The organism is Streptomyces wuyuanensis (assembly GCF_900103455.1).
In the GTDB taxonomy this organism is placed as follows: Bacteria; Actinomycetota; Actinomycetes; order Streptomycetales; family Streptomycetaceae; genus Streptomyces; species Streptomyces wuyuanensis.
The window spans coordinates 294535-313984 of sequence record NZ_FNHI01000005.1 but is presented as its reverse complement, the minus strand read 5'-3'; the positions used below and the strand labels follow the sequence as shown (position 1 = coordinate 313984).

General features: G+C 71.1%; 19 protein-coding genes. 7 read left to right on the top strand and 12 right to left on the bottom strand.

Translation table 11 applies throughout. From position 1 onward, the window contains the following. Window positions 1-277 precede the first annotated feature (277 nt). On the top strand, window positions 278-814 hold the full coding sequence (locus BLT82_RS38660) for a phosphatase PAP2 family protein (protein ID WP_342029401.1): 537 nt from the start codon (window positions 278-280) through the stop codon (window positions 812-814). Here BLT82_RS38660 and BLT82_RS10415 read toward each other — a convergent pair. From BLT82_RS10415 to BLT82_RS10380, 8 genes are all read right to left on the bottom strand, one after another. Continuing rightward, on the bottom strand, window positions 750-2597 hold the full coding sequence (locus BLT82_RS10415) for a chitinase (protein WP_093653600.1): 1848 nt from the start codon (window positions 2595-2597) through the stop codon (window positions 750-752). The two genes, BLT82_RS38660 and BLT82_RS10415, sit on opposite strands and share 65 nt — an antisense overlap. Before the next feature lie 55 nt (window positions 2598-2652). Then, window positions 2653-3144 (bottom strand): bifunctional DNA primase/polymerase, encoded by a 492-nt coding sequence (locus BLT82_RS10410; protein WP_093653599.1) that lies wholly within the window; start codon window positions 3142-3144, stop codon window positions 2653-2655. 268 nt (window positions 3145-3412) lie between these two features. Next, on the bottom strand, window positions 3413-4825 hold the full coding sequence (locus BLT82_RS10405; RefSeq protein ID WP_093653598.1) for an NAD(P)/FAD-dependent oxidoreductase: 1413 nt from the start codon (window positions 4823-4825) through the stop codon (window positions 3413-3415). Between the two features lie 21 nt (window positions 4826-4846). Next, window positions 4847-5659 (bottom strand): ABC transporter permease, encoded by an 813-nt coding sequence (locus BLT82_RS10400; protein WP_093653597.1) that lies wholly within the window; start codon window positions 5657-5659, stop codon window positions 4847-4849. Then, the gene (locus BLT82_RS10395; protein ID WP_093653596.1) at window positions 5659-6594 is read right to left on the bottom strand and encodes an ABC transporter permease; all 936 of its coding nucleotides are present in this window, start codon (window positions 6592-6594) and stop codon (window positions 5659-5661) included. Before BLT82_RS10395 ends, BLT82_RS10400 begins: the two co-directional genes overlap by 1 nt. Further along, a complete protein-coding gene (locus tag BLT82_RS10390) occupies window positions 6591-7742 on the bottom strand; it encodes an ABC transporter ATP-binding protein (RefSeq protein WP_093653595.1) in 1152 nt (383 codons plus the stop codon). The genes BLT82_RS10395 and BLT82_RS10390 overlap by 4 nt, the downstream gene beginning before the upstream one ends. A gap of 46 nt (window positions 7743-7788) precedes the next feature. Next, window positions 7789-9039 (bottom strand): polyamine ABC transporter substrate-binding protein, encoded by a 1251-nt coding sequence (locus tag BLT82_RS10385; RefSeq protein ID WP_093653594.1) that lies wholly within the window; start codon window positions 9037-9039, stop codon window positions 7789-7791. 52 nt (window positions 9040-9091) lie between these two features. After that, window positions 9092-10606: a gamma-aminobutyraldehyde dehydrogenase gene (locus BLT82_RS10380; protein WP_093653593.1), complete on the bottom strand. Its 1515-nt coding sequence runs from the start codon at window positions 10604-10606 to the stop codon at window positions 9092-9094. Window positions 10607-10781: 175 nt separating this feature from the next. Between BLT82_RS10380 and BLT82_RS10375 the strand changes: the two genes are divergently transcribed. Beyond that, window positions 10782-11351, top strand: a complete 570-nt coding sequence (locus tag BLT82_RS10375) for an NADAR family protein (protein ID WP_093653592.1) — start codon at window positions 10782-10784, stop codon at window positions 11349-11351. A gap of 92 nt (window positions 11352-11443) precedes the next feature. Here BLT82_RS10375 and BLT82_RS10370 read toward each other — a convergent pair whose 3' ends face one another. Beyond that, a complete protein-coding gene (locus BLT82_RS10370) occupies window positions 11444-12166 on the bottom strand; it encodes a DUF4190 domain-containing protein (RefSeq protein ID WP_093653591.1) in 723 nt (240 codons plus the stop codon). Between the two features lie 107 nt (window positions 12167-12273). On the opposite strand from BLT82_RS10370, the gene BLT82_RS10365 reads away from it, so the two are divergent. From BLT82_RS10365 to BLT82_RS10355, 3 genes are read left to right on the top strand one after another with little or no spacing between them, the layout of a single operon-like run. Continuing rightward, window positions 12274-13299, top strand: coding sequence for an adenosine deaminase (locus BLT82_RS10365; RefSeq protein WP_093653590.1), 1026 nt, complete (start codon window positions 12274-12276; stop codon window positions 13297-13299). Window positions 13300-13309: 10 nt separating this feature from the next. Continuing rightward, window positions 13310-14017 (top strand): glycerophosphodiester phosphodiesterase, encoded by a 708-nt coding sequence (locus BLT82_RS10360; RefSeq protein WP_093653589.1) that lies wholly within the window; start codon window positions 13310-13312, stop codon window positions 14015-14017. After that, window positions 14014-14814 (top strand): SAM-dependent methyltransferase, encoded by an 801-nt coding sequence (locus tag BLT82_RS10355; RefSeq protein ID WP_093653588.1) that lies wholly within the window; start codon window positions 14014-14016, stop codon window positions 14812-14814. The genes BLT82_RS10360 and BLT82_RS10355 overlap by 4 nt, the downstream gene beginning before the upstream one ends. A gap of 40 nt (window positions 14815-14854) precedes the next feature. On the opposite strand, the gene BLT82_RS10350 is transcribed toward BLT82_RS10355, so the two are convergent. Both BLT82_RS10350 and BLT82_RS10345 read right to left on the bottom strand, forming a co-directional pair. Beyond that, entirely contained in the window at window positions 14855-15397 is a 543-nt protein-coding gene (locus BLT82_RS10350) for a hypothetical protein (RefSeq protein ID WP_093653587.1), read from the bottom strand. A gap of 142 nt (window positions 15398-15539) precedes the next feature. Continuing rightward, complete coding sequence (locus BLT82_RS10345; protein WP_093653586.1) at window positions 15540-16730, bottom strand: polyamine ABC transporter substrate-binding protein; 1191 nt, start codon at window positions 16728-16730, stop codon at window positions 15540-15542. 176 nt (window positions 16731-16906) lie between these two features. On the opposite strand from BLT82_RS10345, the gene BLT82_RS10340 reads away from it, so the two are divergent. Then, window positions 16907-17269, top strand: coding sequence for a DUF1304 domain-containing protein (locus BLT82_RS10340; RefSeq protein WP_093653585.1), 363 nt, complete (start codon window positions 16907-16909; stop codon window positions 17267-17269). After that, complete coding sequence (locus BLT82_RS10335) at window positions 17266-17898, top strand: TetR/AcrR family transcriptional regulator (RefSeq protein ID WP_093653584.1); 633 nt, start codon at window positions 17266-17268, stop codon at window positions 17896-17898. Before BLT82_RS10340 ends, BLT82_RS10335 begins: the two co-directional genes overlap by 4 nt. Before the next feature lie 106 nt (window positions 17899-18004). Here BLT82_RS10335 and BLT82_RS10330 read toward each other — a convergent pair whose 3' ends face one another. Beyond that, on the bottom strand, window positions 18005-19444 hold the full coding sequence (locus tag BLT82_RS10330; protein ID WP_093653583.1) for a gamma-aminobutyraldehyde dehydrogenase: 1440 nt from the start codon (window positions 19442-19444) through the stop codon (window positions 18005-18007). Between the last annotated feature and the right edge of the window lie 6 nt (window positions 19445-19450).

Here is a 19450-nt window from a genome sequence, read left to right as displayed (position 1 = left end):
GGGGACTGCGGGCGACTCCATGGCGTGGCCTCCCCAGCCCCGCCCTGGCCGTGCCCTCGCGCACACCACCGGAGCTTCGCGCTCCGGATCTCCTCTCCGATCGGATGGCCGCCCGCCCCAAACCCCCCGGGGCGCGCGGCAAACCGGTCCTCACGGCCGCCCCGGAACCACCCCCCCTGTTCCGGGGCGGCCGACCTCCTTCCCGGGCCCGCTCCGCGGCCCCGCCGCCGTCGCGGCCGCGTGCGCCGTCCTCTTCGCGCTGATCACCTGGCAGGTCGTGGACCACGGGCCGCTGCGCGCCCTGGACGAGCGCGTCGACCGGGCCGTCGTGGGCGGCGGCCCCGCGGGCCTCACCGAGTTCCTCGCCGACCTCGGCAACCCTCAGGTCGCGCTGCCGGTGCTGGCAGCGGCCGTCGGCCTGGCACTGTACCGGCGCCGGCGAATCCCCGCGGCGGCCCTCGTCGTCGCCATGGCCCTCGTGCCGGCGCTCGTGGCACCGCTGAAGGCGCTGACCGGCAGGCCCGGTCCGCTGACCCCTGAGACGGGGTACTTCCCGTCGGGCCACGCCGCGACCGCGATGGTTGCGTACGCCGGGGCCGCCCTCCTCGTCGGACGGTGGCTGATGCCCGTCGCCGTGCTGCTCACGGCGGCGACGGGCATCGGCCTGGTGCTGCGCGGCTACCACTGGCCGCTTGACGTTCTCGGCAGCTGGTCCCTCTGCGGGGTGCTGCTGGCCGGAGCGGTCCTGGTCAGCTCCAGGGATACGCGTCGAAGTTGCGCTGGAACTCCCAGCCGCCGAACCGGTCCCAGTTGATCGACCAGGTCATCAGCCCGCGCAGCGCGGGCCAGGTGCCGTGGGTCTGGTAGGAGCCGCAGTTCGTCTTCCTGGTCAGGCAGTCCAGGGCCTTGGTGACCTCGGCGGGCGGGGTGTGCCCGTTCCCGGCGGTGGTGGTGGCCGGCAGGCCGATGGCCACCTGGTCGGGGCGGAGGGCGGGGAAGAACCGCTCGGGGTTGCCGGCGACGGGGAATCCCGTGAGCAGCATGTCCGTCATGGAGATGTGGAAGTCGGCGTTCCCCATGGTGTGGTACTGGTTGTCGAGGCCCATGATCGGGCCCGAGTTGTAGTGCTGGACGTGCAGCAGCGTCAGGTCGTCGCGCAGGGCGTGGATGACGGGCAGATAGGCGCCGGCGCGCGGGTCCTGGCCGCCGAACGGGCCCGAGCCGTAGTACTGGTAGCCCAGCTGGACGAAGAAGGTCTCCGGCGCCATCGTCAGCACGAAGTCGCTGCCGTACCGGGCCTTGAGGGTCTTCAGGGCGGAGATCAGGTTGACGACGACCGGCGAGGTCGGGTTGCGGAAGTCGGTGTCACCGGTGTTCAGCGACAGCGAGTGGCCTTCGAAGTCGATGTCGAGACCGTCCAGGCCGTACTCGTCGATGATCTTCGAGACGGACGAGACGAAGGTGTCCCGGGCGGCGGTCGTGGAGAGCTGGACCTGGCCGTTCTGGCCGCCGATGGAGATCAGGACCTTCTTGCCCGCGGCCTGCTTGGCCCTGATGGCGGCCTTGAAGTCGGCCGCGGACTCGACGTTCGGGCACTCGGCCGCCGGGCACAGGCCGAAGCGGATGTCGCCGGAGGTCACCGAGGTGGGTTCGCCGAAGGCGAGGTTGATGACGTCCCAGGAGTCGGGGACGTCGGCCATGCGGGTGTAGCCGGAGCCGTTGGCGAAGCTCGCGTGCAGATAGCCGACCAGGGCGTGGGCGGGCAGACCCGGCCCCGGGCCGGTTCCCGCGCTCGTCGTGGCGGTGACGGCCGCGGACTTCGGGGACTCGCCGGCGCTGTTGGCGGCCGTGACCTGGAAGCTGTGGGAGGTGGCCGGAGCCAGCCCGGTGACGGTGGCCGAGGTCCCGGTCACCGAGAGGACCTTCGTGCCACCGCGGTAGACGTGGTAGCCGGTGGCGCCGGACACCTGCGACCAGGACAGCGGCACGGTGGAGGACGTGGGCGTGCCCGCGGCGAGTCCGGTGGGCGCGGCGGGCACCTGGACCGGGGTGCCGCCCGGGCCGTACAGGGACAGGTCGTCGGCCTGGTAGGCGCCGGTCCCGTACCAGCCGTGGATGTGGATCGTGACCGACGTGGTGCCGGCGCCGGTGCGGAACGTCGTCGTCAGCTTCTGCCAGTCGGGCGCCGACTGGGTCCAGGTCGAGACGTCGGTCGCACCGGTGCCGCTGGCGCCAAGGTACACATAGCTGCCGCGCACCCAACCACTCAGCGTGTACGAGGAGTTCGGCTGCACGCCGACGGTCTGGGAGCACTTGGCGTTGTCGCTGCCGGCCGGGGTCGCCTGCAGCGCCTTCGTGCCGCCGTGCACGGGCAAGGAGACGACCGCGCCGCTGCCGGCCGTACAACTCCAGCCGTCCAGGCCGGACTCGAAGCCGCCGTTGCGGGCGAGTTCGGCGTCCGCGGCCGCGGCGCCGCCGGCCGTGGCGACGAGCGCGCCCGCCGCGAGCACGGCCGCGACGGCGACGGCGAGGGGTCTGGTGCAGTCCACAACTGCCTCCGGGGAGTGGGGGGATGAGGAGTGGAGCGGGCACAACATGGTCCAGACCAATCAGGTTGTCAAGACCTCTGGCAGACCCTCGACGCCCCTTTCCTCACTCCTCCTCCGTACCGGCGGCGACGGCGGCCGCCTCGTGCATCGACAGCTCCAGCAGCGCGGGGTCGGTGAGGGTTCCCGACCCGTCCGGGAGAAGCAGCCAGCGCACGCCCCCGGCGGTACGGCCGGGGTACGGCAGCACGACCCAGGCGCCGGCCCCCGCGGCGTGCGTGCCGGTGCCGACCCAGCGCTCCGACGTGCCCGGCGGGACGAAGAAGCCCATGCGCGGCGCCGGATTGCGGCCGTGCGGTGTGGGGCCGAAGTCCGCGAGCACCGGTCCCGGCCGGTCCGTCAACCGCGTCAGCACGTCCAGCGTCGGCCCGGCGATCTCGCCGGGCAGGACGAGCACGTCCCAGTGCCTGCCCGTCGGGAGCAGCGCCAGCCCCCGGGGATGGCTCTCCCACCGCCGGCGCCAGTCGTCCGGGTCGGGCGCCACCGACACCAGCCAGTCCACCGCCGCGCCGGCCATCCGGCCCCCGGTTCCCTTCATGTCCCCTGCCTCCGTTCCCTGCGCCTCGCCGCGTGCGCGGTCCGTGCGTCACCCGGGGAGAGCGGGAACGGCCCGCGCTATGACGCGGGTTCGGGCAGCCGGTGGAAAAAGTTGACCGGCACGCGGGCCGGCGGGTGGCGGGCCGGCGGGCACGCGGGCCGGCGGGAGGCACCGGAACCGGGAAACCGTGGTCCGTGAAGCCGTGAAGGGGAGACACGGCACGGCCGGGCTCCCGGGAGCCCGGCCGTGCGGCGGAGGTGGGGCGGCGTCAGCTGTCGAAGCCGAGCCCGAGGCGGTCCATCGTCCTCAGCCACAGATTGCGCCGCCCTCCGCGTGCGTCGGCGCGGGCCAGCGACCACTTGGTGATGCCGATCCCTGCCCAGGCCACCGGTTCCGGCGGGAAGGGCAGCGGCTTCTTGCGGACCATCTCCAGCTCGGTCCGCTCGGTCCGCTCGCCGGCGAGCAGATCGAGCATGACGTCGGCGCCGAAGCGGGTGGCGCCGACGCCGAGTCCGGTGTACCCGGCGGCGTAGGCCACCTTGCCGCCGTGCGCGGTGCCGAAGAACGCCGAGAAGCGCGAGCAGGTGTCGATGGCTCCGCCCCAGGCGTGGGTGAAGCGCAGACCCTCCAGTTGCGGGAAGCACTCGAAGAACTGCCCCGCCAGCTTCAGATAGGTCTCCGGCCGGTGGTCCAGCTCGGCGGTGACCTTCCCGCCGTACGGGTAGATCGCGTCGTAACCGCCCCACAGGATCCGGTCGTCGGCGGTGATCCGGAAGTAGTGGAACTGGTTGGCGCTGTCGCCGAGGCCCTGTCGGTTGCGCCAGCCGATCGCGTCCCGCTGCCCGGGCGAGAGCGGTTCGGTCATCAGCGCGTAGTCGTACACCGGCACCGTGTACGGGCGGATCCGCTTGACCAGCGACGGGAAGACGTTCGTGCCGAGCGCGACCCGGCGGGCGTAGACCCGGCCGTAGGACGTGCGCACGGCCATGCCGGCGCCCGCCGGGGACAGGTCCAGCGCCCTGGTGTTCTCGTAGATCCGTACGCCGAGGCCGAGGCAGGCCCGCTTGAGGCCCCAGGCCAGCCTGGCCGGGTTGAGCATGGCAACGCCCTTCCGGTCCCACAGCCCGCCCAGGAAGGTCGGCGAGTCGACCTCCGCGCGCACGGCGTCCCGGTCCATCAGTTCCAGCCCGCCGAAGCCGAGCCGGCCCGCCTCCTCGTGCATCTCCCGGAGTTCCTCGAGCTGGTGGGGCTCAGTGGCCACGTCGATCTCGCCGGTGCGCTCGAAGTCGCAGTCGATGCCGTGGCGGGCGACGGCGTCCTCGATGGCGTCGAGGTTCCGCGCGCCGAGCTCCTCCAGCCTGGCCATGTCGCCCGGCCAGCGGGCCAGGCCGTTGGCGAGGCCGTGGGTCAGGGAGGCGGCGCAGAAGCCGCCGTTGCGGCCCGAGGCGGCCCAGCCCACCTCGCGGCCCTCGATGAGGACGACGTCCCGCCGCGGGTCGCGCTCCTTGGCGAGGAGCGCGGTCCACAGTCCGCTGTAGCCGCCGCCGACGACGAGCAGATCGGTCTTCTCGTCACCGGTGAGGGCGGGCAGGGCGGCGGGCTTGCCGGGGTCTTCCAGCCAGAAGGGGACGGGCTGGGCGTCGGAGAGCGATGAGGCAAAGGTCATGGCTGCTGGGGCCATGGTTTCCACTCCTTCGGGGTGCTACTTGGGCAGTGCGGACTTCCTGCGCCGGCCGCTGATGATCTGGCCTGCGACGACGACGATGACCGCGAGGGCGAACATGGCCGTACCGATGACGTTGATCTGGACGGGTGTGCCGCGCTGGGCCGAGCCCCAGACGAACATCGGGAAGGTGACGGTGTTGCCCGAGTTGAAGTTGGTGATGATGAAGTCGTCGAACGAGAGCGCGAAGGCGAGCATGGCGCCGGCGGCGATGCCGGGCGCCGCGATCGGCAGCGTGACTCGCAGGAAGGTCTGCACCGGTCCCGCGTAGAGGTCCTTGGCGGCCTCCTCCAGCCTCGGGTCCATCGACATGACCCTGGCCTTCACCGCCACCACGACGAAGCTGAGGCAGAACATGGTGTGCGCGATGAGGATCGTCGTCGGGCCCAACTCAGCCCCCAGGTTGAGGAAGAGCGTCAGCAGCGAGGCCGCCATGACGACCTCGGGCATCGCCATCGGCAGGAAGATCAGGGAGTTGATCGCCCCGCGGGCCCGGAAGCGGTAGCGGACGAGCGCGAAGGCGATCATCGAGCCGAGGAGCGTGGCGCCGATCGTCGCCCAGAGCGCGATCCACAGCGACAGGCTGAGCGAGTCGCACATGTCGGCGACACCGCACGGGTCCTGCCACGCGTCGGTGGAGAACTCCCGCCAGGAGTAGTTGAAGCGCCCGGCCGGCTTGTTGAAGGAGAACACCATCACGATGATGTTCGGCAGCACCAGGTACGCGAGGGTGAGCAGGCCCGCGATCACGACCAGGTTGCGTCGTATCCACGTCGTTGTGAGTCGCAGCATCAGACCAGATCCTCCGTACCGGCCCGGCGGATGTAGACCGTCACCATGATCAGCACGACGGCCATGAGAATGAACGACAGCGCGGCCGCGGTCGGATAGTCGAGCACCCGCAGGAACTGCGACTGGATGACGTTGCCGACCATCCGGGTGTCGGTGGAGCCGAGCAGCTCGGCGTTGACGTAGTCGCCGCTCGCCGGGATGAAGGTCAGCAGCGTCCCGGAGACGACACCCGGCATCGACAGCGGGAAGGTCACCCTGCGGAAGACGGTCGACGGCCTGGCGTAGAGGTCTCCCGCCGCCTCGTGGAGCCGCGGGTCGATCCGCTCCAGCGAGGTGTACAGGGGCAGGATCATGAACGGCAGGAAGTTGTACGTCAGACCGGTGACGACCGCGAGCGGAGTGGCCAGCACACGGTTGCCCTCGGTCATCCCGAGCCAGCCGGTGACGTCGAGGAAGCCGACGGTGTTGAGGACGTCCACCACCGGTCCGCCGTCCGCGAGGATCGTCTTCCACGCGAGCGTCCGGATCAGGAAGCTGGTGAAGAACGGTGCGATGACCAGCACCAGCAGCAGATTGCGCCAGCGTCCCGCCTTGAACGCGATCAGGTACGCCAGCGGGTAGCCGAGCAGCAGGCACAGGATCGTGGCCGTGCCTGCGTACAGCAGCGACCGCAGGAACTGCGGGTAGTACTCGCTCAGCGCGTCCCAGTAGGTCTGGAAGTGCCAGGTGACCTGGAAGCCCTTCTCCAGGGAGCCGGTCTGCACGGAGGTCGATGCCTGGTAGACCATCGGCAGGGCGAAGAAGACCAGCAGCCACAGGATGCCGGGCAGGAGCAGCCAGTAGGGCACCAGCTTCCGGCGCACCGGCTGCTTGCGCAGGACCGGCTCGGGGGCGGCCGGCGCCGGCGAGGCGGGGGGTGCCTCGGTGACGGTCATGCGGTCTCCTCCACCGTCTCCACGCCCGCGTCTATGTCCTGAGCGGCGTCGAGGCCGAACGTGTGCTCGGGATTCCAGTGCAGGACGACCTCGGCGCCGGGTACCAGGCGCGGGTCCCGCTCGATGTTCTGCACGTACACCTCCAGCTCCGGGCAGACCGGGCTGTCGATGACGAACTGGGTGGAGACACCGATGAAGCTGGAGTCCGCGATCTTCCCGGTGAACCGGTTGCGGCCGTCGGCGATGTCACCGGCGTCGTCGGCGTGGGCCAGGGATATCTTCTCGGGCCGGACTCCGACCAGGAGCTTGCCTCCGGTTCGGGGCTGGGTGGCACAGCGCGCGGCCGGAAGCCGCAGCTTGGCGCCGGCTGCGGTGACGACGACCTGACCTCCGGCGGCCTCCGCGACCTCGGCCTCGATGAGGTTGGAGGTGCCGAGGAAGTTGGCGACGAACGTCGTCTGGGGGTTCTCGTAGAGCTCGGACGGGGCGCCGAGCTGCTCCACCCGGCCCCCGTTCATCACCGCGACCGTGTCGGCCATGGTCATGGCCTCCTCCTGGTCGTGGGTGACGTGGACGAAGGTGATGCCGACCTCGGTCTGGATGCGCTTGAGCTCGAGCTGCATCTGGCGGCGCAGCTTGAGGTCGAGGGCGCCGAGCGGCTCGTCCAGCAGCAGCACCTGCGGGTGGTTGATCAGCGCGCGGGCGACGGCGACGCGCTGCTGCTGGCCGCCGGAGAGCTGGTGCGGCTTGTGCTTCGCCTTGTCGCCGAGCTGGACGAGTTCCAGCATGTCGTCGACCTGCTTCTTCACGGACCTGATGCCGCGACGGCGCAGCCCGAAGGCGACGTTCTCGTAGATGGTCAGGTGTGGGAAGAGGGCGTAGCTCTGGAAGACGGTGTTCACCGGGCGCTTGTACGGCGGCAGGTCGGTGACGTCCTTGTCGCCGAGGAACACGGAGCCGGTGGTCGGGTCCTCCAGACCGGCGATCATCCGCAGCGTGGTGGTCTTGCCGCAGCCGGAAGCGCCGAGCAGGGCGAAGAACGAGCCCTCGGGCACGGTCAGGTCCAGCGGGTGCACGGCGGTGAACGAGCCGTAGGTCTTGCTGATCCCGGTGAGGCGGACGTCCCCGCCTGCTTTCTTGTCAGTCATGGATCGCGGTCCCAGGTGTCGAGAGGGGAGCAGGAAGCAGGAACGGTCAGGCGCCGATGAGCTTGGCGAACTTCTCCTCGTACGCCGTCTCTTCCTCGCTGCTGAGCGAGCGGAAGGCATGGGACTTCGCGGCCATGGCCTTGTCCGGGAGGATCAGTGTGTTCTTGGCGAGCGCCGGGTCGATCTTGGCGAGCTCGGGGCCGACGCCCTCGACCGGGCAGACGTAGTTGATGTAGGCGGCGAGCTGGGCCGCGACCGGGAGCTCGTAGTAGTAGTCGATGAGCTTCTCGGCGTTGGTCTTGTGCCGGGCCTTGGCCGGGACCATCAGGTTGTCGCTGGAGGTCATGTAGCCGGCGTCGGGGATCACGAACTGGATGTCGGGGTTGTCCACGCGGAGCTGGACGAGGTCGCCGGCCCAGGCCAGACACGCGGCGATGTCGCCCTTGTCCAGGTCGGAGGTGTAGTCGTTGCCGGTGAAGCGGCGGATCTGCTTGGTGTCCACCGCCCTCTGGACCTTCGCGATCGCCGCGTTGTAGTCGTCGTCGGTGACCTTGCCCGGGTCCTTGCCCATGTCGAGCAGGGTCATCCCGATGGTGTCGCGCATCTCGGACAGGCAGGCGACCCGGCCCCGCAGCGACTTGTCCTCGAGCAGCTGGGAGACGCTCTCGATCTTCCGGCCGCCGGTCGCCTTGGAGTTGTAGGCGATCACGGTGGAGATACCGGTCCAGGGGTACGAGTAGGCCCGCCCGGGGTCCCAGTCGGGGCTGCGGAACTGCGGCGACAGATGGGCGTACGCGTGCGGCAGGTTGGCGGGGTCGAGCTTCTGCGCCCAGCCGAGGCGGATGATGCGGGCCGCGAGCCAGTCGGTCACGTTGATCAGGTCGCGGCCGGTCTCCTGGCCGGCGGCGAGCTGCGGCCGGATCTTGCCGAAGAACTCGACGTTGTCGTTGATGTCCTCGGTGTACTTGACGCTGATCCCGGTGCGCTTGGTGAACGCGTCGAGCGTCGGGTGGCTCTTCTCGTCCTCGCTGATGTCGATGTACTGCGTCCAGTTGGAGAAGGCGATCTGCTTCTCCTCGGCCGAGTGGTCGTCGGAGGCCGCCGCCCCTTCGCCCTCGCGCTTGGCGGGCGGGATTCCGCACGCGTTCAGCGCGCCCATGCCACCTATGGTGAGCGCTCCTACGCCCGTCGCTCGCAGCAGGGAGCGGCGGGAGAGTGCGCCCCGGCCGTTCCTCAAGCTCCGCCGCATAGCGGCCAGCTGGGCCTCCGAGAGGCGCTCGGGCTGGTACTGCTTCATGCGCTGTGTTGCCTTTCGGGATGGGTCGCCGTCGGTCGTACGGCTGTGGCTGCTATCGGTCCCCGAAGATCGTGCGGTGCCAGTCCTTCCTGACCACCGCGGTGTTGTCGTGCATCACGTGCTTGACCTGCGTGTACTCCTCGAAGGAGTACGCCGACATGTCCTTTCCGAACCCGCTGGCCTTGTAGCCGCCGTGGGGCATCTCGCTGATGATCGGGATGTGGTCGTTGACCCATACGCAGCCCGCCTTGATCTCGCGGGTGGCACGGCCCGTCCGGTACACGTCACGGCTCCAGGCGGAGGCGGCGAGCCCGTACGGGGTGTCGTTGGCGAGCGCGATGCCCTCGTCGTCCGAGTCGAAGGGCAGGACCACCAGGACGGGTCCGAAGATCTCGGACTGGACGACCTCGCTGTCCTGGGCGGCGCCGGAGATCAGCGTGGGGAGGTAGTAGGCGCCCTTCGCCAGGTCGCCGCCGGGTGCCTTGCCGCCGGTGACGACGGTGGCGTATGAGCGGGCCCGGTCGACGAAGCCGGCGACCCGGTCGCGCTGGGTGTGCGAGACGAGCGGGCCGAGGTCGGTGGACGGGTCGAAGGGGTCGCCGAGCCGCACCGTCGCCATCAGGTCGGCGACTGCGGAGACGAACGCGTCGTAGAGGGGGCGCTGGACATAGGCGCGGGTGGCCGCGGTGCAGTCCTGACCGCTGTTGATCAGCGCGCCGGCGACCGCCCCGTGCACGGCCGCGTCGAGGTCCGCGTCGTCGAACACGACGAACGGGGCCTTGCCGCCGAGCTCCAGGTGGAGGCGCTTGACGGTGGCCGTGGCCACCTCGGCGACCCGCTTGCCCACGGGGGTCGACCCGGTGAACGAGGTCATGGCCACGTCGGGGTGCCCGACCAGGTGCTCGCCGGCCTCCCTGCCGGTTCCGGCGACGACGTTGAGGACGCCGTCGGGGATGCCCGCCTCGGTGGCGGCCCGGGCGAACATCAGCGAGGTCAGCGGGGTGATCTCGGCGGGCTTGAGGACGATCGTGTTGCCCGCGGCGATGGCCGGGAGGACCTTCCAGGCGGCCATCTGGAGCGGGTAGTTCCAGGGGGCGATGGAGCCGACGACGCCGATCGGTTCCCGGCGTACGTACGACGTGTGGTCTCCGCTGTACTCGCCCGCGGACTGGCCCTGCAGATGGCGTGCGGCCCCCGCGAAGAAGGCGGTGTTGTCGACGGTCCCGGGGACGTCGAACTCCCGGCTGAGCTTGATCGGCTTCCCGCACTGGAGCGATTCCGCCTGGGCGAAGTCCTCTGCCTGCTCGGCGAGCACGGACGCGAAGCGGTGCAGGGCGTCGGAGCGCTCCCCCGGCGTCGCGCCCGCCCAGCCGGGGAACGCCGCTCGGGCCGCGGCGACGGCCGCGTCGACGTCGTCGCTGCCCGCCAGGTCGTACGCGAGCACCTGCTCCCCGGTTGCGGGGTCTACGATTGCGTGGTTACGTCCCGATGTGCCGGGGCGCAGCTCTCCGTCGATGTACTGTGCGCCGTCCTTGAAACGGTCCTGCACCTGGAAGCGGTTGCCCATGACGCTCTCCGTAGTTCCAGCTCGAAGTGAGTGCCGATCCTGACAGAGGCGAACTTCGTCAACAAGTGATTCCGTAGTTGCCTTTTGGTTACGCGACGGAATCGGTCGACCATGTGTCGCGTCAGGACGGAAATCCCCGTACGGAGTGTCAGTGGTGGATGCCAGACTCGCGTGCATGGGAATCACCGGCGTATCGGCCGAGGCTCTGACAGAGCAGGTCAGGAACGGTAGACGGGTCAGATATCTGCACTTCTGGGGCCATCGGCCGCGGCCCGACGGTGCCGTCGGCGCCAGTTGCCTGAGCCAGTGGTGGCCCGCGCCGTTCACGGTGGACGGAATCGAGTACGCGACGGCCGAGCACTGGATGATGGCCCGCAAGGCGCGCCTCTTCGGTGACGAGGAGGCGGAGGGCAGGGCCGTGGCGGCCGCGAGCCCGGCCCAGGCGAAGAAGGAAGGCCGGCTGGTGCGCGGCTTCAGTGACGTGACGTGGGAGCGCGAGCGCTTCGGCATCGTCGTCGAGGGCAACGTCCACAAGTTCTCGCAGCACCCCGAACTGTCCGCGTTCCTGCTCGGCACGGGCGAGCGGGTGCTGGTGGAGGCGAGCCCGATGGACCGCATATGGGGCATCGGCCTCGCGGCCGACGACGAGCGGGCGCACGACCCGGCGCGCTGGCGCGGGCTGAACCTGCTGGGCTTCGCGCTGATGGAGGTGCGGGAGCGGCTGAGGACGGGCCGCACGGAGTGAGGCGCCCCGGGTCCCGGGACGCGTGTCCCTCGGGGCCGACGGCCTCTGTTCCGGCGGTCGGCGGGACCGGGCGGCGCGGGGGGCCGCCCGGTTCAGCGCCTCGCCGTGGCCACGGTCGTCGTCGTCGACCAGAGGTCCTCTTCGCTCCCGTCGCGGAACCGCTCCTCGTTGGCGATCGCCCAGATCAGAAAGCCGAGGAACGCGGCGCTGACCACGATGCCGATCGCGCCGAGGATGATCCCGGCGAGCGCCATCCCGCCGTTGTTCGCCTCGCCGCGCCGGGCACGGGCGCGCCCGATGAAGCCGAAGATCAGCGCCAGCACGCCGAGGACGATCCCGAGGCCGTACAGGCAGAACCCCACGACGGCGATGATGCCGAGCACCAGCGCCGTGATGCCCATGCCGTTCGCCGGGGCAGGCGCCCAGCCGCCGGCACCGTGGCCGGGATAGCCCGGGTAGCCGGCGTGCGCGCCGTAGGGCGAGCCGCCGAACGTACCGCCCGGCGCTCCGGCCTGGTAGCCGTACGGGCCCGGCGCGGTCTGACCGGGCCCGCCGGGGGCGATCGGCGGCGGGGGCACGGCGCCCCCGTCGCTTCCGGCGCCCGCCCCGGCACCTGGAGCCGCGAAGGGATCACCCGCCGGCATGGAGGTGATCGTCGGCTGGTCGTGCACGCCGGGCGGGCCGCTCGGCGGCGTGCCGCCGGGCCCGTCCTGCTTGCCCAGCTCCACCTTGTCCTGCGGGGCGCGGCGCTCCGGCGGAGCCCACGGATCCTCGGGCCCGTCCCCGCCCGGCCGCTGGTCGCTCTGGTCTGACATGAGCCTCCCCCATCATGGATTGTCATGCTACGGGCACCGCTCCGTGCGGAACCCGCCCCGCCTACGATGATCCCTGACCGGCACGGCCAGCACACACGGAGGACCCGGTGACCGATCTGCTTCCCTTCATCGAGGGCCTTCCCAAGGCCGAGCTCCACGTCCACCACGTGGGCTCGGCGTCACCGCGCATCGTGTCCGAGCTGGCGGCCCGGCACCCGGACTCCAAGGTCCCCCTCGACCCCGGGGCGCTCGCCGAGTACTTCACCTTCACCGACTTCGCGCACTTCATCGAGGTCTACCTCTCGGTCGTGGACCTGGTCCGCACCCCCGACGACGTCCGCCTGCTGACGTTCGAGGTGGCCCGGGACATGGCCCGGCAGAACATCCGTTACGCGGAACTCACCGTGACCCCGTTCAGCTCGACCCGCCGCGGCATTCCCGAGCAGGGGTTCATGGAGGCGATCGAGGACGCCCGCAAGGCCGCCGAGACCGAACTCGGCGTCGTGCTGCGCTGGTGCTTCGACATCCCGGGCGAGGCGGGCCTCGACGCCGCCGAGGAGACCGCCCGGCTCGCCGTCGACCTGCGCCCCGAGGGCCTGGTGTCGTTCGGTCTCGGCGGGCCCGAGGTCGGCGTGCCCCGGCCGCAGTTCAAGCCGTACTTCGACCGCGCTCTGGCGGCCGGGCTGCGGTCCGTTCCGCACGCCGGCGAGACCACGGGCCCGCAGACCGTGTGGGACGCGCTCCACGACCTGCGGGCCGAGCGCATCGGCCACGGCACCAGCGCCCCGAAGGACCCGGAGCTGCTCGCGTACCTCGCCGAGCACCGGATCCCGCTGGAGGTCTGCCCGACCTCCAACATCGCCACCCGGGCCGTCGCCACGCTCGACGAGCACCCCATCAAGGAGATGGTCGCGGCCGGCGTGCTCGTCACCGTCAACAGCGACGACCCGCCGATGTTCGGGACCGATCTGAACAACGAGTACGCGGTGGCCGCCCGGCTGCTGGAGCTCGACGAGCGGGGCGTCGCCGGCCTCGCGAAGAACGCCGTGGAGGCGTCGTTCCTCGACCCGGCCGGAAAGGCCAGGATCGCGGGCGAGATCGACGCGTACACCGAGCAGTGGCTCGCGAAGTGAGGCCCGGCGCATGCGCCCCGTCACGGTCGTAGGACATCGCGGCGACCCGTACGCCGCGCGGGAGAACACCCTGCCGTCGCTGCGGTCCGCGATCGGCCGGGGCGCGGACGCCGTCGAGGTGGACGTCCGGCTGACCCGCGACGGTGTGCCGGTGCTGCTCCACGACGACACTCTCCGGCGCCTGTGGGGCCACGACCGGCCACTGGCCCTGCTCACCCACGCGCAGGTCACCGAGGTGACCTCGGGCGGGGTGCCGACCCTCGAGGAGGCGCTGGTGGCGGTCGGCGCCCATCGGCTCATGCTGGACCTGCCGGGCGCGGACGAGGCGGCCGTGCGCACGATCGTCGGCACGGTCCACGAAGGCGGCGCCGCCGACCGGGTCTACTACACGGGCGGTCCCGTCGGCATGCTGGCGGTCCGGGACGCCGACCCGGACGCGGAGATCGCGCTGACCTGGACGTCGCTCGCCCCACCGCGTCCCCTGCTGCTCGCGTCGCTGCGGCCGCGCTGGCTCAACTACCGCTTCGGCCTGGTGAGCCGGGAGCTCGCGGACCGGGTCCACGCGAGCGGTTATCTGCTTTCCGTGTGGACGGCGGACACGCGTGGGACGATGCGCAGACTCGTGGGTCGCGGAGTCGACTCCATCACCACGAACCGCGTGGACGCGCTGACCCGCGTGCTGCGCGGTTCCCGGACCGGGAGAGGACGCACGTCGTGACAGGGCCCGAGGACACCGGCCAGGGCAGGATCCGCACGGACATCGCCCACAACGCCCGCGTCTGGAACTACTGGCTGGGCGGCAAGGACAACTACCTGATCGACCGTCAGGTGGGCGACATGGTCACCGGGATGTACCCGAGCATCGGCCATGTCGCCCGCGCGGACCGGGCGTTCCTCGGCCGCGTCGTGAACCACCTCGCCGGCCCCGCCGGAGTGCGCCAGTTCCTCGACATCGGGACCGGGCTGCCGACCGTGGACAACACCCACGAGGTCGCCCAGCGCGTCGCCCCCGCCTCTCGGATCGTCTACGTCGACAACGACCCGATCGTGCTGACCCATGCGCGAGCCCTGCTCACCAGCACCCCCGAGGGCCGTACCGAGTACATCGACGCGGACGCCCACCGCCCCGACGACATCCTGCGCGCCGTGGAGCGGACGCTCGACCTGTCGCAGCCGGTGGCGGTGATGATGCTCGGCATCCTGAACTTCGTCCTCGACACGGACCAGGCCCGCTCGATCGTCCGGCGGGTCATGGACGCCGTCCCGTCCGGCAGTTACCTCGCGCTCACCCACCCGACGCTGGAACTCGGCGGCGAGGGCAACGCGGAGGCGATGGCGTTCTGGAACGAGAACGCGACGCCGCCGATCACTGCCCGCACCCGTGCCGAGTTCGCCGGCTTCTTCGAGGGGCTGGACCTGCTGGAGCCGGGCATCGTCTCCTGCGCCCGCTGGCGCGACGGCGGGGCGACCACCGTGGAGGTGGCCCAGTTCGGCGCCGTCGGACGCAAGCGCTGACGACGGTGCCGGCCGCTCGGCCGGCACCGCGCACCGCCGCTCAGACGGCGGCCGGCTCCACCGCCCGGGCCGCCGGGGCGCCCTCCGTGAGCGCCTCCAGCCGCTTGATCATCCGCCGTACGACGAGCAGCGGGATCACCCCGAACACCCCGAAGGACATGTCGATGACGGTCCAGCCGAACGGGATGCCGCGGATGGGCCCGCAGATCAGCGCCAGCGGGATGATCCCGGCGCAGGCGATCATGCCGAACTCGACGACCCAGATGTTGCGCACGGGGTCCCGGTACGGACCGTAGAAGGCGACCGCGATGACGAGATGGGCGAAGGCCAGCCAGTCGGTGCCGTAGAGGAGGAAGGGATGGCTCCCGTCGGCGGTCTCCAGTCCCTCCCGCACCCGCTCCGTCCACGCGAGCAGACCGGGGAACGCGTCGGCGACCGGTGTCGCCCAGGACGTCAACGCCTCCTGCAGCAGGCGCACTTCGGTGACGAGCGGAAACGCGGTCAGCCCGCTCAGCACCAGACACACGATGAAGACGGCCAGCCACACCCGTATGCGCCGCAACAGCGCTCTGCCCTCGCTCATGGCCGCAGCGTACGCCGGGCTCCGCAGCGCCCCGACGGCAGGTGGGGCGGCGGTCGGCGCGCAGGACGCAGGGGGCGCCGGAGGGAGAGTTCCGGTCCGGGACGCGCCCGGGCCCGTCCCGTTCACACGTGGGCGACCGCGGCTACAGCCCCACGATTCCGTTCCATCGCTTCGTGAACTCCCGCCGCTCCGCGGACGTGATGTCCCGGGCGATCGCCAGCCGCCGGCGCATCGCGTCGTCGGGGAAGACCAGCGGGTCCTCGGCCAGCACGGCGAGTTCCGCGTCGCCCGAATCGGCGAGGACGTCGCGGGCCGCGGGTACCGGGCAGACGTAGTTGACCCACGCCGCGAGCTCGGCCGCGACCTCGGGATCGTAGTAGTGGTCGACGAGCACTTCGGCGTTGCGCTTGTGGCGGGCGAGGTTGGGGATCATCAGGGACTCCGCCCAGAGTTCCGCGCCCTCCTCCGGCACCACGAACTCGATGGCGGGGTTGTCGGCCTGGAGCTGGATGACGTCGCCCGAGTAGGCCTGGCAGGCGAGGACGTCGCCGGTGGAGAGGTCCTTGATGTAGTCGTTGCCGGTGAAACGGCGGATGTGCCTGCGGTGCACGAGCTCCTCCACCTGGTCGCACACGGTGTGGAAGTCCTCGGAGGTCCAGCGCGTGACGTCCACGCCGTTGCCCTGCATCAGGAGCGCGAAGGACTCGTCGAGCCCCGACAGGAGGGTGATCCTCCCCCGGAGGTCGGCGGCCCACAGGTCCTCGGTGCTCCGGATCTCGCGGCCGAGCCGGGCGCGGTTGTAGGCGATGCCGGTGATCCCGGACTGCCAGGGGACGCTGTGCCGCCGGCCCTCGTCGAAGGCGGGTGAGCGCAGCTGGGGGTCCAGATGCTCGGTGACGTTCGGCTGACGGTCCCGGTCCATCTCCTGCACCCAGCCGAGGCGTACGAAGCGGGCGGCCATCCAGTCGCTGACGACGACGAGGTCCCGCCCGGTCACCTGATGGTTCATCAGCGCCGGGCTGATCTTGCCGAAGAACTCGTCGTTGTCGTTGATCTCCTCGGTGTAGCGGACGGAGATCCCGGTGCGCTCGGTGAAGGCGTCGAGGGTCGGGCGGCGGGAGGTGTCCTCCCCGTCGGTGTCGATGTAGAGCGGCCAGTTGGCGAAGTCGAGGGTGCGGTCGCGGCCGGAAAGGTCGCGAGCGGCGCGGTCGCCGGGCGGGACGTAGGCCGGGGGCACTCCGCAGCCGGTGAGGGAGAGGCCCGCGGCTCCGGCGCCCGCGGTACCCAGGGCGCGCAGCACGGAACGGCGGGACAGGAGGGATGTACCGGGCATCGGGGAACGCTTCGGCTTGGCGGGCACGGTCGGCAGGATGCCGGGCGCGGGGAGCGGGCGGCAATGGACGGTGCGTCGAGCGGGCGCCCGGAGCACGGACACCCTGTCGACCACAGACAGCTGTCTATAATCTCTGGACACATGTCCAAGTGTTTGGGAAAACGGAGGAGCGCGCCGTGACAGCGACCGCTCATGTCCTCGTGGCACTCGTGGCCGTCCTGCACCTGTATTTCCTGGTGCTGGAGATGTTCCTGTGGCAACGGCCGCCGGGGCGGCGGCTGTCGGGCTTCGACGCGGAGACCGCACGGGCCACGGCCCCCCTGGCCGCCAACCAGGGGCTCTACAACGGCTTCCTGGCCGCGGGGCTGGCCTGGGGCCTGGTCGCAGCGCCCCCGACGGGCCATCGGGTCCAGGTGTTCTTCCTGGTGTGCGTCCTGATCGCCGGGCTGTACGGCGGCGCCACCGCGAACCGCCGCATCTACGCCGCCCAGGCGCTCCCCGGCGCCCTGGCACTGGCGGCCGTACTGGCGGCCGGATGAGCGGGCCCCCCGGGGCCGGGACGGGCGGGGCCTCCGGCACCGGGGCGGGCGGGGACCCGCGGGCCGTGCGCACCCGGGACCGGTTGCGCCGCGCGCTCCTGGACGAGTGCCGGAAGCGGCCGCTGGCCGAGGTGAGCGTGGCGGGGCTGGTCCGGCGGGCCGGAGTCGGCCGGGCCACGTTCTATCTGCACTACCCGGACCTGGGCGCGCTCGCGGTCGACGCGTGCGCGGAGATCGTCCGGGACGCCGTGGAGGCGCTGCACGCCTGGCGCGGGGTGCCGGACCCCGCAGCGCCGCCGGCCTCGCTGACGGACTTCTTCACGGGTGTCGTCCCGCACGCCGCCCTGTACCGCGCTCTCCTTCGCGAGGGCGGCGGCGGCCCGCTCGGCGACCTCCTGCACCGCGAGTTGAGGGAACGGAGCCGCCGTGAACGGGAACTGGTGGGCGCGGCCGCCCCCGACCTGGTCGCCTCGGCAGTCGCCGCCGCGTTCACCGGCCTCCTCGCGGACTGGCTGCACGGCATTGTCGACTCCGGCCCGGAGGACATGGCGGCCCGGGTCTGGCGCCTGCTGCTGGCACTGCACACGACGCCGCTGGAGCCGCCGCCCCGCACGACGCCGCCGGAGTGACGGCCCGGTCGGGCGCCGGGTGAGGACATGCACGAGGCCACCGGGGCTGCTGCTCCGGTGGCCTCGTGCGGTGCCGCGGCAGGCGCGGCGCGCCCCGCGGGGTTCGCTACGCGTCCAGGGACGTCATCACGTGCTTGATGCGCGTGTAGTCGTCGAAGCCGTACGCCGACAGGTCCTTGCCGTAGCCGGACTTCTTGAAGCCGCCGTGCGGCATCTCGGCAACCAGCGGGATGTGGGTGTTGATCCACACACAGCCGAAGTCCAGCACCTTGGACATGCGCATCGCACGGGAGTGGTCCTTCGTCCACACCGAGGACGCGAGCGCGTACTCCACGCCGTTCGCGTACTCGACGGCCTGTGCCTCGTCGGTGAAGGACTGGACCGTGATGACCGGGCCGAAGACCTCGTTCTGGATGATCTCGTCGTCCTGCTTGAGGCCGGAGACGACGGTCGGGGCGTAGAAGTAGCCCTTGTCGCCGACGCGCTGACCGCCGGCCTCGACCTTCGCGTGGGCCGGGAGGCGGTCGATGAAGCCGGAGACCTGCTTCAGCTGGTTCTCGTTGTTGAGCGGGCCGAAGAGCACGTCCTCGTCGTCGGGCATGCCCGTCTTGGTGTCCTGCGCGGCCTTGGCCAGCGCGCTCACGAACTCGTCGTGGATGGACTCGTGCACGAGCACCCGGGTCGCGGCCGTGCAGTCCTGGCCCGCGTTGAAGAAGCCGGCGACCGAGATGTCCTCGACGGCCTTCGCGATGTCGGTGTCCTCGAACACGACGACCGGCGCCTTGCCGCCCAGCTCCAGGTGCACGCGCTTGAGGTCCTTCGACGCCGACTCGGCGACCTGCATGCCGGCCCGTACGGAGCCGGTGATGGAGGCCATCGCCGGGACCGGGTGCTCGACCATCGCCCGGCCGGTGTCGCGGTCGCCGCAGATGACGTTGAAGACGCCCTTCGGCACGATCGAGCCGATGATCTCGGCGATCAGCACGGTGGAGGCCGGGGTGGTGTCCGACGGCTTCAGCACCACGGTGTTGCCGGCGGCGAGGGCCGGGGCGAACTTCCACACCGCCATCATCATCGGGTAGTTCCACGGGGCGACCTGTGCGCAGACGCCGACCGGCTCACGGCGGACGATGGAGGTCAGCCCCTCCATGTACTCGCCCGCCGAGCGCCCCTCGAGCATCCGGGCCGCGCCGGCGAAGAAGCGGATCTGGTCGACCATGGGCGGGATCTCTTCGCTGCGGGTGAGTCCGAGGGGCTTGCCCGTGTTCTCCGACTCGGCCGCGATCAGCTCCTCGGCCCGCTCCTCGAAGGCGTCCGCGATCTTCAGCAGGGCCTTCTGGCGCTCGGCCGGCGTGGTGTCGCGCCAGGCCGGGAAGGCCGCGGCCGCGGCCGCCATGGCGGCGTCCACGTCCGCCTGGCCGGACAGCGGGGAGGTCGCGTACGCCTCGCCTGTGGCCGGGTTGACCACCTCGATGGTCCGCCCGTCAGCGGCGTCCCGGAACTCTCCGTCGATGTAATTGCGCAGACGACGCAGTTCGGTGGTCACAGCCAC

Bases quoted from the DNA above. Each gene is read 5' to 3' on its own strand.
- BLT82_RS10415 (WP_093653600.1), bottom strand. From the start codon at position 2,597: ATGTTGTGCCCGCTCCACTCCTCATCCCCCCACTCCCCGGAGGCAGTT.
- BLT82_RS10410 (WP_093653599.1), bottom strand. From the start codon at position 3,144: ATGAAGGGAACCGGGGGCCGGATGGCCGGCGCGGCGGTGGACTGGCTG.
- BLT82_RS10405 (WP_093653598.1), bottom strand. From the start codon at position 4,825: ATGGCCCCAGCAGCCATGACCTTTGCCTCATCGCTCTCCGACGCCCAG.
- BLT82_RS10400 (WP_093653597.1), bottom strand. From the start codon at position 5,659: ATGCTGCGACTCACAACGACGTGGATACGACGCAACCTGGTCGTGATC.
- BLT82_RS10395 (WP_093653596.1), bottom strand. From the start codon at position 6,594: ATGACCGTCACCGAGGCACCCCCCGCCTCGCCGGCGCCGGCCGCCCCC.
- BLT82_RS10390 (WP_093653595.1), bottom strand. From the start codon at position 7,742: ATGACTGACAAGAAAGCAGGCGGGGACGTCCGCCTCACCGGGATCAGC.
- BLT82_RS10385 (WP_093653594.1), bottom strand. From the start codon at position 9,039: ATGAAGCAGTACCAGCCCGAGCGCCTCTCGGAGGCCCAGCTGGCCGCT.
- BLT82_RS10380 (WP_093653593.1), bottom strand. From the start codon at position 10,606: ATGGGCAACCGCTTCCAGGTGCAGGACCGTTTCAAGGACGGCGCACAG.
- BLT82_RS10375 (WP_093653592.1), top strand. From the start codon at position 10,782: ATGGGAATCACCGGCGTATCGGCCGAGGCTCTGACAGAGCAGGTCAGG.
- BLT82_RS10370 (WP_093653591.1), bottom strand. From the start codon at position 12,166: ATGTCAGACCAGAGCGACCAGCGGCCGGGCGGGGACGGGCCCGAGGAT.
- BLT82_RS10360 (WP_093653589.1), top strand. From the start codon at position 13,310: ATGCGCCCCGTCACGGTCGTAGGACATCGCGGCGACCCGTACGCCGCG.
- BLT82_RS10350 (WP_093653587.1), bottom strand. From the start codon at position 15,397: ATGAGCGAGGGCAGAGCGCTGTTGCGGCGCATACGGGTGTGGCTGGCC.
- BLT82_RS10345 (WP_093653586.1), bottom strand. From the start codon at position 16,730: ATGCCCGGTACATCCCTCCTGTCCCGCCGTTCCGTGCTGCGCGCCCTG.
- BLT82_RS10335 (WP_093653584.1), top strand. From the start codon at position 17,266: ATGAGCGGGCCCCCCGGGGCCGGGACGGGCGGGGCCTCCGGCACCGGG.